This is a genomic window from Enterobacter sp. DVT3837, assembly GCF_056238685.1.
Map to the genome: position 1 here is coordinate 85,237 of NZ_JBWDLA010000003.1, position 13,385 is coordinate 98,621.

14 protein-coding genes are annotated in these 13,385 nt (G+C 63.1%); 2 read left to right on the plus strand and 12 right to left on the minus strand.

What is annotated here, in order from left to right:
* Nucleotides 1-257: 257 nt before the first annotated feature.
* The 8 genes from AC0XWG_RS23485 to AC0XWG_RS23520 form a co-directional block, all read right to left on the minus strand.
* Nucleotides 258-845, minus strand: coding sequence for a S26 family signal peptidase (locus AC0XWG_RS23485; RefSeq protein ID WP_003092304.1), 588 nt, complete (start codon nucleotides 843-845; stop codon nucleotides 258-260).
* Nucleotides 842-1,399: a DUF2840 domain-containing protein gene (locus tag AC0XWG_RS23490; protein WP_023093372.1), complete on the minus strand. Its 558-nt coding sequence runs from the start codon at nucleotides 1,397-1,399 to the stop codon at nucleotides 842-844. The genes AC0XWG_RS23485 and AC0XWG_RS23490 overlap by 4 nt, the downstream gene beginning before the upstream one ends.
* On the minus strand, nucleotides 1,396-1,659 hold the full coding sequence (locus AC0XWG_RS23495; protein ID WP_000147048.1) for a hypothetical protein: 264 nt from the start codon (nucleotides 1,657-1,659) through the stop codon (nucleotides 1,396-1,398). The genes AC0XWG_RS23490 and AC0XWG_RS23495 overlap by 4 nt, the downstream gene beginning before the upstream one ends.
* A complete protein-coding gene (gene parA / locus AC0XWG_RS23500; RefSeq protein WP_003092312.1) occupies nucleotides 1,656-2,294 on the minus strand; it encodes a ParA family partition ATPase in 639 nt (212 codons plus the stop codon). The genes AC0XWG_RS23495 and parA overlap by 4 nt, the downstream gene beginning before the upstream one ends.
* Before the next feature lie 241 nt (nucleotides 2,295-2,535).
* The gene (locus AC0XWG_RS23505) at nucleotides 2,536-3,357 is read right to left on the minus strand and encodes a replication initiator protein A (RefSeq protein WP_022580213.1); all 822 of its coding nucleotides are present in this window, start codon (nucleotides 3,355-3,357) and stop codon (nucleotides 2,536-2,538) included.
* Between the two features lie 50 nt (nucleotides 3,358-3,407).
* Nucleotides 3,408-3,692: a helix-turn-helix transcriptional regulator gene (locus AC0XWG_RS23510; protein ID WP_001247107.1), complete on the minus strand. Its 285-nt coding sequence runs from the start codon at nucleotides 3,690-3,692 to the stop codon at nucleotides 3,408-3,410.
* Nucleotides 3,693-3,803: 111 nt separating this feature from the next.
* Nucleotides 3,804-4,574: a DUF2285 domain-containing protein gene (locus tag AC0XWG_RS23515; RefSeq protein ID WP_003092318.1), complete on the minus strand. Its 771-nt coding sequence runs from the start codon at nucleotides 4,572-4,574 to the stop codon at nucleotides 3,804-3,806.
* A 342-nt stretch (nucleotides 4,575-4,916) separates the two neighbouring features.
* Nucleotides 4,917-5,264, minus strand: a complete 348-nt coding sequence (locus AC0XWG_RS23520) for a DUF2958 domain-containing protein (RefSeq protein ID WP_016487838.1) — start codon at nucleotides 5,262-5,264, stop codon at nucleotides 4,917-4,919.
* A 287-nt stretch (nucleotides 5,265-5,551) separates the two neighbouring features.
* Here AC0XWG_RS23520 and AC0XWG_RS23525 point away from each other — a divergent pair, with 287 nt between their 5' ends.
* Nucleotides 5,552-5,845 (plus strand): helix-turn-helix domain-containing protein, encoded by a 294-nt coding sequence (locus AC0XWG_RS23525; RefSeq protein ID WP_006379425.1) that lies wholly within the window; start codon nucleotides 5,552-5,554, stop codon nucleotides 5,843-5,845.
* 312 nt (nucleotides 5,846-6,157) lie between these two features.
* Here the strand turns inward: AC0XWG_RS23525 and AC0XWG_RS23530 are convergent, their stop codons facing one another.
* The 4 genes from AC0XWG_RS23530 to AC0XWG_RS23545 all read right to left on the minus strand — a co-directional run bounded on the left by AC0XWG_RS23530 (nucleotide 6,158) and on the right by AC0XWG_RS23545 (nucleotide 10,496).
* Nucleotides 6,158-6,472, minus strand: coding sequence for a DUF736 domain-containing protein (locus tag AC0XWG_RS23530; RefSeq protein WP_001273857.1), 315 nt, complete (start codon nucleotides 6,470-6,472; stop codon nucleotides 6,158-6,160).
* 775 nt (nucleotides 6,473-7,247) lie between these two features.
* Nucleotides 7,248-7,457, minus strand: coding sequence for a hypothetical protein (locus tag AC0XWG_RS23535; protein ID WP_022580212.1), 210 nt, complete (start codon nucleotides 7,455-7,457; stop codon nucleotides 7,248-7,250).
* Nucleotides 7,458-7,518: 61 nt separating this feature from the next.
* Complete coding sequence (locus tag AC0XWG_RS23540) at nucleotides 7,519-9,588, minus strand: ParB/RepB/Spo0J family partition protein (RefSeq protein WP_000994919.1); 2,070 nt, start codon at nucleotides 9,586-9,588, stop codon at nucleotides 7,519-7,521.
* A gap of 80 nt (nucleotides 9,589-9,668) precedes the next feature.
* Nucleotides 9,669-10,496 (minus strand): DUF932 domain-containing protein, encoded by an 828-nt coding sequence (locus AC0XWG_RS23545; RefSeq protein ID WP_003092327.1) that lies wholly within the window; start codon nucleotides 10,494-10,496, stop codon nucleotides 9,669-9,671.
* Nucleotides 10,497-10,888: 392 nt separating this feature from the next.
* On the opposite strand from AC0XWG_RS23545, the gene AC0XWG_RS23550 reads away from it, so the two are divergent.
* The gene (locus tag AC0XWG_RS23550; RefSeq protein ID WP_001223964.1) at nucleotides 10,889-13,345 is read left to right on the plus strand and encodes an ATP-binding protein; all 2,457 of its coding nucleotides are present in this window, start codon (nucleotides 10,889-10,891) and stop codon (nucleotides 13,343-13,345) included.
* The last annotated feature ends 40 nt before the right edge of the window (nucleotides 13,346-13,385 follow it).

Sequence of the window (13,385 nt, forward strand, 5' to 3'; positions counted from 1 at the left end):
TCGCTCCCGCTCCGGGCATCGGCGGCCCGGCGGCGCTGCTGCACGAGCAGCCAGCCCGCCGGCGAACACGCCAATGGCCGCAGGCCAGGCGCGTTCGAGGCAAGACGCCTGCACGTTGGGCGGCTGCGCCGAAGGCAGCGCGAAGTGCGGTGCGAATGCACCCGCACTGCACGCGCGACGACACGGCGACGAACAGTAGAACGACATGCCCGATGGCACGATGAGAGGCGCGGCAAAGTGCAGCGAATCGGCGGCCATCATGGACGTGTCTCCAGCCAGATCGGATGCGCAACGCCGATCACGGCGAACGCGCTGACCGGCCCGAAATAGCGGCTGTCGAACGACGCCGGGTTGGTCGCGCTCAACAGGAACAGTTCGCCCGGTTGGAGACGGCGGCAAAGCTGCAAGGATGGCAGCGGCCGGCCCAGCCGGTCGGCAGGCAGGGCGGCGGCCACCGGCACGCCGTCGATGCGAACCTGGCCGGCGACGATGCAAACGTGTTGTGGCGCGACTGCGCCCACACGTTTGAGCAGCGGAACGCGGGTCGGCAGGTAGCCGCGCTGCGCAGCCAGCATGGCGGCCCTGTCGGGCAGCGGCATCAGCACGATGCTGTCCACGGACAGCGGACGTGGCCGCGAGGCGGTGCGCGGGTCGAACGGTTCGATGCGATACCAACCGACCGCCACGCTGTCGGACGGGTTGTAGGCCATTCGCGGCAGGGGCTGCACGAACGCCGCCCAGGCCAGCGCAGCGAGGCCGACGGTGGCGAAGCCTGCCAGCACGAGGCGAGCGCGCAGGCGCGAGCGAGGATGCGGCACGGGGCCGGTCGTGGAAATCGTGGTCATGGCAATGCCCTCCCGGCCAGCCAGGCGGCGTGCCGTTCTGCGGTGTATGTGGGTAGCGCCGAGCGCGCTGCGAGCCGGTTCGCGAGCGTGCGCCAGTACGCGGGCGATGTGTCTGCGGCTGCGATGCCCAGCGCCTCGATGCCGTCGATGCGTTCCAGCACGGCGCGCACGTTGGCATCGCCTTCGGCGTGCAGCAGCAGACGCGCGCCCGGCTGCACGCCGGGGATGCGCTGCACGGCGTCCAGCGGCGTGGCGGTCTGCATCACCATGAGCTGCCAGCGGATCGTGCCGTAGTCGTTGGCCTGCCAACGGATGCGGCACAGAACCGCGTTCGGCAGGAACACGGCGCAGCGCCGCCAGCGGTCGAGCTGGAGCGTGCGCGCCGGTTCGCCGAAGCGCAGGTAGAGCTTGAAGCGCGGTTCGATGTAGGCCAGCGCCACGCGCGTCAGCGGCACGTTGCCGGCCTGGCCGGCGAGTGTCGAAGGCGCCGGCGGCGGCGCAGCCGTGGGCGCACTTGCTTTGGGGGTGTGGGCGGTCGAAGCGGATGCGTTCACGGCGTGCCCTCCGGGGGAAACTCCCGCTCCAGCAGGTCGCGCAGCAGTTCGGCTACGGTCACGCCTCGCGTGAAGGCCGACACCTTGATGCGCGCCCGCATGGCGGGCGTGATGTCGAGCGTCAGTCGAGCGGTGTAGAGGTCGCCTTTCTGCACGGCATCTGCGTCGCCCTGGCGAATCCACGCTTCGGCGTGCGGATTCGCTGGGGGACGCGCACCGATGCCGACGCGCTTGCTGCGTGGTGGTGGCTTCCCAGTCATGTCGGCCACCGCAGCAGTTCGTCGGTGAGCGCGGCGATCTCGCGGGCAGCGGCGCTGTCGGGCGCGGTTTCGCGGGCGAGCCGGCCAGCGGCTACGCTGTCGGCAAAGACGATGCGCTGGTGGATCTCCGAGCGCAGCGCGGGCAGCGGCTGTTCGGCCAGCGATTGCCGTGCCTCCCTGCCGATGATGGTGGTGCTGACGCGCCGGTTGATGACGAAGGCCGCGCGCAGCGCTGGCCGGAACACCTGTGCTTCGCGGATCAGTGCGACCATCTCGGCAGAAGCCCATACGTCGTAGGGGCTGGGCTGCACGGGGATCAGCACGCGCTCGGCCGCCAGCAGCGCGGAACGCGCGAGGGCGGCGATGCGCGGCGGGCCGTCGATGATGATGTGATCGGCCCGCCTGGCGAGTTCTGGCGCTTCCTGATGCAGCGTTTCGCGGGCAAGGCCCACGGCGCTGAACAGACGGGGCAGGCCCTGCTGGCTACGCCGCTGCGTCCAGTCGAGCGATGACCCCTGCGGGTCGGCATCCAGCAGGATGACATGCAGGCCGCGCATCGCCAGTTCGCCGGCGATGTGCGTGGCGAGCGTGGTCTTGCCGACGCCGCCTTTCTGGTTGAGAAACGCGAAGATCATGGCGCGGCCCTCCGAGCTGGAAAGCCGGCCTGGCCGTGCCGTTTCGTGGTTGTCCACCGAAACGGCGCGCTTCTACTAAAAGTTATGTATTTCTTGTTAGGTAAGTTAGAGGGAACGCAAACCCGCGCCGTTGTTGGCTTTCCGGCGTTTTCGTACTCCTGATAGCACGAGGGTCGTACTCCTGATAGCACGATACCCGGTACTCCTGATAGCACGAGGCCGTCCACAGGTTCTCCCGCAGTTATCCCCGTGCCGCGTGCGGCACGGGCCGGAAGGTCAGCAGCTCGGTGTTGTCGTCCGGCATCCGCTCGATGCCGAGGACGTAGCCGGGCAACGACTGCCGCGCCACCAGGGCGCGCACGTCGTAGGCGAAGTCCGAGAAGCGGGCCGCGCTGCCGGATTTGCGGTACAGGTGTCGGAAGTCGAATTGCCAGCCGTGCTCCTGCCGCCCGCCATGCTTGCGCACCAGGCGGTACAGCCAGCGTTCGATACCGCCCTTCAAGCGGAAATAGGCCGGGTCGATGGTCAGCACCAGGGCGGCGTCGAGCACGCCGGCATAGAACCAGTCCGGCAAGATCAGCTCGATGCCCAGCGGGGTGCCGCTGGCGTCGGCGAGTTCCTTCCACTCGTTGATCCACGAGAAGCGATGCAAGCGCCTTCCCGTGGTTTCGCGGATGGACGTGGCCACCGTGGTCGATTGCAGCCGGTCGAGGGCGGCCTTCAGGCGCTGGTAGTCGTTGAGGGACGTGCCGCGCCCGATGAAGCGCAAAATCTCGTAAGGCGTGGCGCGTATCCAGCGCGACGGGCGCAGGCCCGCGTCGCGCGCCTCCACGATCTGCGAGGCGGCCCATATCAGCACGTCGGCATCCCATATCGTTGCGATGCCGTGCTCCTGCGTGCCTTCCACGCGAATGGTGACGTTCCCGCTGCGGAAGTCGATCGGCGCCGTGCGCCGCGACTTGGCAAGCGAGAAGAACGGAAAGGCCATCAAGTCCTGGGAATCGCGTGGCGCCATGTCGCCCGGCAGCGCGCGGAACAGATCGAGCTGTTCGCGCTGCGGCAAGGCTTGCCCTGGCGGGCTGGACATGGCGAAGGCCACCCACGCGCCGACGATCAGCGGCCATCACGGTAGTCGCCCGCGTGGCGCTCGGCGTATTCGGGATCGGACGTGGCCTCGTAGCTGCGCTGGTCGGCCCAGGCATCGAGGTCGGACACCGCGTACATGACGCGGCGGCCGAACTTGCGGAACTTGGGGCCGCCGCCGATCACCCGCTGCTTCTCCAGCGTGCGCGGCGACAGCCGCAGGTAGTCGGCGGCTTCGTCGTTTGTCAGGTAGCGTTGAGGCTGCGAGGTCGCAGTGACGGCAGCGGCGGCAGGCCGCGAGGGAGCAGGTCGCATGGGATGTACCTCCATCAAGCCCGGCCACACCACGCGGCCGGATAGAGGCACTCTCAAGAAAGCAAGGCTTCTTGCTAAGGGACGATTCGCACGGGTCGAGAAACGTCCCCCCTAATGCGACGGGAACATTGGAAGCTGCGCTAGTCGGCGGTAGCCGCCGTGCATCAGCTCATCGCCGCGGCGTACCAGCCGCCGTACGCGGGCACGCAATGCACTGTCTTTGTGCCAGTCGGCCGCGACGGCATCCGCGCCGAACAGACCTTCGCCCACCTCGCGCAAGGAGGCTCCCGCGAGGGTCGCGTCGAGCGCTTGCAAGGTATGCAGTTCCAGCAGCGCGGCGGGCGTGGGGCGGGAGCGGGCTGTTGCCACAGGCGTGGCCACGGTTGCGGCAGATAGCGCATCCAGCTTCGCAGCGAGCGTGCGGTAGCGCGCACAGGGCGTGGCGCAGGCGCGTGTGGCGTAGAGATAGGCCGAACCATCTTCCAGGTCGGGTGCGAGTGCCAGCCGAACGCAGCAGCCTGGCCAATGCGATACGAGCACCAGGCGCTTGCCGTCGTGGGTCAGTTGCTTGCGCCCAGGAATGCGCCAGAACTCGAAGGTATGCGCATCGGGTGGTGGGTCGGCGTCGGGGTATAGCTGCACCACGGCATCGTGATCGGGGAACCAAGCAGGATGTGCGTCGCGCGCATCCAGGCCGGGATCTTCCAGCAGGCGCAGGCCCCAGGCCTGCGCCGCATCAGGCTTGCGACGCCGGCGTAGCCAGTCGCGCCGGTAGCTTGGATTCCTGCGCAAATACTCCCAAGCCAGCGCTGGGCCATCGAGGTGCAGCGTGTAGAGATACGCGGCCGTGGGATACCAGTGTTGGCTGCTGCGGTCAGTCATGGCGAAACCTCCCTGTTTCTGGGAACGTCGCCACAATTCCGCTGTGCGGGAGCTATCGAATCGCCATCAAGTGGTCATCAAACTCGGGTTACGCTTTAACTGCTGGTGTCAAGACAGATTCGCTCCAGTGCATTGCCGAAATCGTCTAAATGCGACGACTGCACCGCCCGGAAATGGGGTGCAGCATTGAACACCGTGCCGAATCTCGCGCCTGGCATCATGACTGTTTTGGTCAGGAGCGCACCACCCTGGTGCAAGCATGCGGATCAAGACTTGCCAGGTCTTGGCTAAGACCGAAATAGTCACAATGCGATACTTTTTGCCTGGTCGCGCTGGAATGCGTCAATCGGTGATCGAACCGTTTTCCTGAGCCAGTCGAACGTATTCCGACAGCGGCCGCGTCGGCTGGAAATACCGATCTCGTATCACGGGCTGCTTGAGCGGCCCGACGATGGACGCCAGATCGGACAGCTTCACCGTCGCCAGGGCAGGCATCCCGATCCCGAGGTCGATCAGGCCGTAGGCCGTATCGCCATCGGTCGGATCGAGCGCGGCCAATAGCCAGGTCGCATGTGCGTCCGGTGTGAACAGGCGCACCACGGGCAGCGGGTCACATTCCTGGCCTGCGGCGCGGGTGAGGCCGTGGGCCAGTAGGTGCACCCGGTCTTCCTCGGTGACAAGCGTGGTCAAGGCCGCGCCCCTTCCACGAACACACGCAATCGCCGAGGCGCATCTGTGCCTGCGGACGGATGCACGTATGCGCAAGCGCACGAAGCCGCAAAAGCGGAGAGGCACGAAGGCGTATTGGTGGAAGTCAGGAAAGACACGGATGCGGTTCCCTGGGTCTGAGGAAATCCGCAGATGCGGATCTCCGTAAAAGCACGGAAAAGGAAAACATCACCACCAAATGAACACTATAGATTGTAGTCCTATAGGGCGCAATGGGCTGTCATCTTGGTTTTTTGGGGAAACCATAGGTGGCAGCGAAGAACTCATTGGCAGCGGCGATTCGGACGGTAAGGAAGGCGCGTGGTTTGAGCCAGGAAGCGTTCTCCAACGTGTCCAGTCGCACCTACATGAGCACGCTGGAGCGCGACCTGAAAAGCCCAACCATCCAGAAGCTGGCCGATCTGTGCGAGGTCATGGAAGTGCATCCGCTCACGCTGCTCACATTGGCTTATGCCGGTGACAGCACCCGCGAAGCTGATGAATTGCTGGCACAGGTGCGCCAGGAACTCAGGGCGATATTGGAAGAGCCCGACACGCCTTAGCGCGTTGGCGTGTGGTACTGAATTGCAGCAAGCGGAGCGCGCAGCGCCGCAGGCGCGAAGGCGTGAGGGATTGAAGCCGGATGGCCGTGACGGCTTGCCGGCACGGGGCGAAGCCCGAAAGCCCGGCGGCGCTTACAGCGCCGACACGCCACACACCGCTCGTTGACACGGATTGCGAGCCACAAGGCACGCATGCAGGCCCGCCGTGACGGGCGTATCCAGCACGCGGCAGCAGCAGAAATCCTGCGCGTGCGGTGCTGCGATCAGCAGCATCGCGCCCCGCCGCAGTGGGCGGGACGCGGTAAGCGGCTGTCAGGCCGCCTTCGGCTTGTTGCGCGACCAGATCAGGTCGTGCGTGCCGTCCTCGTTCTCGATCAGGCGGGCATAGACCGTCGCCGGGAACGAAGGGTCGTCGATGGATACGGACAGGTATTCCCGCCCGGCCTCGCTGGTCTTCTTCCACGCTGCGCCGACTTCGTGGCCAGCCGCTTGCAGGTGGAAGTCGGGGGCGTTCTCGGTGTCGCCCTTGTCGTTGGGAACCAGCTTGACCTTGACGTTGAGCGTCAGGGTGCGAAGCGTGCCGGTGAAGCCGTCTTTCTCTGCGGTGAAGGTGCCGATGTTAGCCATGATGTTTCTCCTTTCGGGTTGAACAAGGTCGCGCCAGTGCGTCCTTGTTGTGATCCGGCCGGCGGGGGATGGGCTGGTCGCACCGCACAGCGGTCGCAACAACGTGGAGAACCTGGAAGCGAAAAGAATTTGTCCCGCGAGGAATGCGCGCAGCGCAGGGGAAATTGTTTTCGCTGCAAGGTTGCGGCCATCAAGCACAAGGCGCAGCCGCGCCACCGCCAGGATTCACAACAAGACAAGGACGCACAGGCCGCCCGCTCCCGAATGGAGACGTGGCCAACTCGGCATCCCCGCGTGACGGCTGCACCGGCTTGCGCCCTGACGCGGGCCAGGTCAATGCCCCGACGACAAGGCCAGAGCGCCCCTGCCGCAGCTCACGGCCACATACTGAGGCGTGGTGTGGAAGCTCCATAGAAGCGAGGCTGGGCGGCGTGTCGGTGAACCGTCTTTCGTGACGTACAGACAACGAACCGCCAGCGTCGGGGACGGCACGCTTTCGTGCAACCTGCCGCAGCAAGCCGGGGCGTAGCCACACCAGCCCCGCCCATTGCGGCGGGGCTCGGTCGAATCGTTGGCGGCGCGATGCGCCGCCACACTTGCTGGCTTCGTGGATTTCGCGCACGAGCGCCCTTGTGCGTGGCCCCATCGCCGCCTGTCCGAAGGCGGCGATGGGGCGTTTTGGCTTTGAGCAGTGAAACCGGGCGCGGCCACCGCCGCGCCCGGAGTTTTCGACCACCGGCCCCAAGGCGGCACGGCTTGGGGCCGGTGCGGCTCGTTATTCCTTGGTTTCGATGATCCACCACACGGCGCGCGGCAAGGCGCGGCCCGTGAGGGGATGCAGATCGGTCAGGTCGGCGCGGGCCGTCCAGCCACGCGGCGGACGGTAGCCGCGCACGTCGCCGTCGCCGTGCCAGCGGCGGGCGCGCACCGTGCCGGAGGCATAGGTCGCAGCTATGCGGGGGCGGTTTGCGGGTTGGTGGGTCATGGCAGGCATCCTCAACATGAAGCGCCCCGGCCGGAACCGGGGCGCTATCTACGGTGCGAAGTCACGCGGCCAAAGCCTCGGCCTGCGGCTGGTCATCCGCCACGGCGGCCACTTCTTCCTGTGCTTCGGCTTCGCCATCCGCCGGCGCGTCCTGCCCGGTCTGCTGCGGGCCTTCGGAGCGGAAGATGGCGGGCATCCAGCCGGTGCCAGCGGCCAGCCGTTCGGCTTCGCTGGCAATGTCGCCCTTCTTCAACTTCGCCAGTCGGGTGACGTGCGAGGGCGCGAACCCGCCAACGGCTTCCAGAATCGCGGCCTTCGGCACATGCCGGAAGTAACCCTCATTGGTGGGCTGCCACCACGCGGCCATATCCAGCCCCACGGCCTGCGCCAGTTCCGCGCCGGGCTGGTGCGGCGTGGCGCGAGGCGTCACCACGTCCACCGTGGAAGCTAAGCACACGGCCAACAGCCGCACCAGTTCATCCTGTGATTTCGCCAGCAGCGCGGCGAACAGTTCGGCGCTGTCCTCCGGCAAGGTTTCGCCTGCCACCTGTTGCAGTTCGCGCAGCGCCACGGCGGCGGGTGATTCCGGCCAGTCCGGGGCCATGCCTTCCAGCCGGTCTTGCACCGTGAGGCGCACACCCAGCGGCAGGTCGTGCCCGTAGTGCCTTTCCTGCAAGACGGTCTGCACCATGCCATGCACCACGGCGGCCAGCGCTGCTTGCGGATGCCGTGCAACTTCGATTTGCAGCGCAGCGGTACGGTGCGCGCTCAACCGCTGCGCCAGTCGGTCAGACATGGCGGCGGTCTTGGGCTGCTCGTCGTCCTCGCCTGCGTCCTCGTTCGCGGCTTCGCCTTCGCTGCCGAAACCCTGCCGCAGCCGCTCCAGCGTGCGCAGTGCCTTGGCCTCCGCTTCGCGCAGCAGCCCGCGATGAATCGCGGCCTGCCCGTCGCGGTCGATGGTGACAATGGCACCGGCTGCGGCCTTCACGTTGGCCGCATAGTCCAGCAAGCCATCTTCCAGCGCCTGCAACTGCTCGCCCAGGCGTTCGCCTTCTTCCTGCAAGGCATCGGCCTTTTCCTCGTCCTCGTCGTCCAGCGCGGCATCCACCGCCTCGGCCAGTTCGTGCAGCTTGGTTTGCAGCTTCTCGATGCGCTGCGCGTCGCGCTTGTTCGGACTGCGGCGTTCCCTTGGCGCACGCTGGAAGGCTTGCAGATCGGCATGGGTCATGCCCGGCGTGGCATCCACCCACGCCCAGCCCTCGGCCTGCACCTTGGCGGCGATACCTGCCAGCTTGTCCTGCGCCAGCCGTTCCAGCAGTGCGGCATCGGTCAGATACACGCCTTTGTCGCCCTCCGCGAACAGGTCGCGGCGGATGCCACCGCCTTCCTGCTCGTAGCCGTCCAGCCCGACAAAGCGCACCAGCGGATGCCGGTAGGCGTCGATTTCGCGTTCGGTCAGGCGGTCGCGCAGGTTGTGCGGGCCGCGCTGCCATGTGGGCGCATCGTAGAACGCGGCTTCCTGCGCAGCATGGTCGTCGGTGATGGCGAGGGCCATCAACTGGTCAAGGCTCACGGCCTCGGCCCGGTAGTCGGCCAGCAGGCGCGGCGACACGTTGGCGAGTTTCAGACGGCGCTGCACCACCAGCGGCGTGACGCTGAAATCCGCTGCAATGTCCTCGATGCTGCGGCCTTCGGCCACGAGCGCGGCGAACGCCTCGAACTGGTCGGCGGGGTGCATGGCTTCGCGCTGCACGTTCTCGGTGAGGCTGGCCGTGCGGGCGGTGCCATCGGCCACCAGCAGGCAAGGCACCTCCCATTCCTTGCTAATGCGGTGCTTTTTCGCCAGCAGCTTCAACGCTGCGAGGCGACGGTCACCGGCCACGACCTCGTAATGCTCGCCATCGGCGGCGGCAATCACGATGAGGTTTTGCAGCAGGCCGACACGCTGGATGCTGGCGGCGAGTTCGGGAATGGACATGCGCGGGGTCTTGCGCACGTTGCGGCCAGTGGGACGCGACACCAGCCGCGACAGCGGAACCAGAATCAGGTTCTTGGTCGGATCAGCGGCTTCCAGCGGGATAGCGGCGGCGGTGTTGATGGCGCGGGCTTCGGTTTGGGTAACGGCGTTCATGGTGATAACTCCTATCGGTTCAGGGATGCAGCAGCGAAGAAAGCGACAAGGGCTGCTGCCTGCCCCTGCCGCGTGGGGATTCAGGCTTTCAACTGGCGCATGCCATCGGCCAGCAGCCAGAGGGCGCGATTTAGTCGGATGTTTTGGTCGATGCCCTGCACCGGGCGGGTTTGCTGTCGGCGCCCGTTGGCGCTGCGGCCACGCAGCCCGCCTTGGGTCAGGTTTTCTTGGGTGCGGTTGAACACGCTCCACAGGTCGGGGCGGCGGTCGTCGAAGCGGCGCGGCATCAGGATTTGCGATTCCGTGATGGGCGCGGGCTTGTCGGGGTCGTCGTACTTGAGGGCGAGCGCGGCGCGGGCGAACACTTCGGATTCGCCATCGTCCAAGGTGATGCCGCGCATGGCATCGCGCGATTCCTTCACCCGATCGAAACCGCTCAAGACTTCGTAAGCCCCCTCAATGACCAGACCGGCCACGTCGCCTTTATGGGGCACTCGCACATCGGCCACGGTGTTGCCGCAGACAAGGCCATTGCTGCACACGAACCGGAACATTCCGGCCAGCATCTGATAGCTGCTGGTGCCGTCGTGCGAGTTCAGCAGCACGATTTCGTTGGCCTCCGCGCCGTTGATCTGGCTGGCATGGCGCAAGCGAATCATGTGTTTGGTGTGCTCGCGCTTGCCTTCGTCGCGCACGCGGGTTTGCGTCACCATGAAAGGCTGGAAGCCTTCTTTGCGAAGCTCGGTCAGCACGGCGGCGGTGGGGATATAGGCGTACCGCTGCGAACGGCTCTCGTGCGGGGCATCCGCGAAGATGGACGGGGCCACGCGGTGAATCTGGTCGTCGGACAGCGGGTAATCGCTGCGCAGCGAGGGGGAGCGGAAAGCGAAACGGGATGCGAGTTGCATGGTCTTTCTCCTGACAAAAGAGGTTTGCTGTTCACACCGCACACCGGATTTCTAGATTCGGAGCCCAGCCTTTCGGCTGTTTGGTGCGGTCGGCACGAGGAACCCGGTTGGCCCTGTTGCCACCGTCTTTCCTGAGTTCATCGCCCGCGCCCAAAGGAGCGCGCGGACGGGGGCCGTCAAGGAGCCAAGCGCAGGGTTGGTGCGGCCCGCAGGCGCAGCCGAGGACACGGCCCTGCGCGCCTTGACGGCACACGGTCGCGGGCTACGGTCGCGGGTAAGGTGATGAAGTCAGGGGAGACGGCTGGACAAGGCAACGGCCATCCCTTTGTGCTGACCGCACGCAAGCGAAGCGCGCAGGCCCGAAGCTGGAAGCCGGGCCGTAGGCGTCAGCGATGCGGAAGGCTGGCGAAGCCAGTCCCGCCAGGGATGAGCGACTAGCGAACCTGGAGCAGCGCGATCCGCGAAGCGGAGACGCAAGAGGACTCTTCGTTTACCATTTGTTTCGCAAGCAAATGATGGGAAAGCAAGAACACGGAGATATAGAGATGATTGTCTGCATCAACCGCCTCAAACAGTTCGGAATCTTCAGCGACTTCAATGGAACGAAGATCCAAAAGTTCGGCCGGTACAACCTGGTCTATGGTTGGAATGGAACAGGCAAGTCAACGTTATCGAATCTATTCTCTTGCTTTGAGCTTCGCTCGATGGTTCCCCGCTTCAGCACGGGCCAATTTTCAGTAGTTCTGGAGGATGGCTCAACGATCACGGAATCCACACTCCACTCATCCCAATTGAATATTCATGTTTTCAATCAACGCTTCGTGCATGAGAACATTGATTGGGACAAATCCGTAAAGAGCATCCTTCTTATTGCGAAAGAGAAGATTGATGACTTGCAGAAGCTGGAGAAGCTGAAGAGCGAGCTTCAGTCGAAAAAGAAGGCTCACGACGACAAGCAAAGCGATATCAAGAAGCAGCGTGAGGCATTAGAGAAGTTCCTGACCAATGCTGCCAAGAAAATGAAGCTTGGACTTCAGGCGATTGATACGAGCGACAGTTATTACTTGAATTACGACCGCCGCAAGCTCTTCAACTTCATACAGAATAACGGCGAGACAATTATCAAGGCGGAGTCGGTTCTTCCAGATGAGAGGGTTATCGACCTTACGAATGCCGCCAAGCCAGATCAGCTTCCAAGCATTGCTTTCGCCTCAACGGCCATTGAGCCGGACTACTTTAAGAAAGCGGCGGGCCGCATCAGAGATTTGATTGGGACTACGGCGGTCAATCAAGCAATCCAGCGGCTGACCGATAACCCGGAAATCCGCGAATGGGTTCAAGCAGGCTTGGAAATCCATAAAAACCACGACTCGCAATCCTGCGAGTTCTGCGGCTCTCCGTTCGCCCAGCTTCGTGCCGAGGCGCTTGCTGCCCACTTCAGCAAGGAGTTCACGGAGTTTCAGAGCCGACTTCAGAACGCGGCGACATGGATTGAATCTCAAGGCGCTCCAGCTAATCAGTTTCCCGCATCGACCGAGTTTTATAAAGAACTATCGGCCGAGGCAGAGAAGCTTCAAAAGGACTACGCAACTGCTGCTGAAAAGATCGACCAGCAAATCGACGCCTGGCGGGAAGCCCTGAAGGCCAAGATCACAGACCCTGGGAAGACAGACATTCAGATCTCGGATGTGGTTGAAGACGATGTCACCAATTTCAATGACATCCTGAAATCGATTGTTGCTCTCGTTGGAAAGCACAACAATAAGACTTCAAATTTCAAATCTGAGACCTCAAAAAGCAAGGTGGCACTGGAGCTTCACTTTGCTGCGGCTGAGGTGCAAGAGTTTGACTATGCTGGAAGTGAGAAGAAGTGCAATGACCTTGAGTCAGAAGCAAAGAACGACCATAAGGAAATTGAAAAAATTAGTCTAGAGGTCGGAGCCATAGAAGCGGCGCTCTCGAATGAAACGGTCGGGGCAAAGGAGTTCAATGACATCCTGCATCGCTTCATTGGCCGCTCTGAGCTTTGCCTGAACTTCAATCAGAAGAAGAAAGGCTATGAGATCATCAGAAACGGGGTTGGTGAGCACGATGGGAATTTGAGCGAAGGTGAGAAAACTGCGATTGCATTTGTCTATTTCATCACGAAGCTCAAAGAAAATGGAAATAACATCAAGGATACGATCGTCGTCGTTGACGATCCGGTCTCAAGCTTTGATTCTAATCACTTGTTTCACGCCTACTCGTTTTTGAGAACGCAATGCACTGAAGCCAAGCAACTTTTTGTGCTGACTCACAACTTCACTTACTTTAAGCTAGTGAGAGACTGGTTCACTGGCACCAATAGGAATCGAGTCAAAAAAGGCAACGCCGAGAATTGCTTCTTTTATCGCCTGGATGCGCCACCTGGCTCCCCTCGTCACTCCCTACTTGTGGATGCCGACGACTCACTCAAGAACTACGGTTCCGAGTACCACTATATCTTCAAGAAGCTCTACGAATATAGGGCGCACACAACACTCAATCGAGATGAGGCGTTCTTGACCGCCAACCTCGCCCGAAAGCTTGTTGAATCGTTTTTCACCTTCAAATATCCAAGGCGTCGAAGCGACATTAGTCAATTGATGGAGGCTGGCCTAAAAGATTGCACCATCACGACACCAGAGCTTAAAGAAAAAATCTACCGCTTTATCAATAAGTATTCACATAGCGACGTTATTGAGATAACAGAGGAATCCGCAGAAAACTTGGCAGGCGAAAGCCACAGCGTCATCGGGAACATCTTCCAGTGGCTGGAAGAGGTGGACAAGAAACATTACGACGAGATGATTCAGGTTGCGACGGCCTGAGCATCAGGCCGCGAGGGCCATAGCTATGCCACCAGGCGCA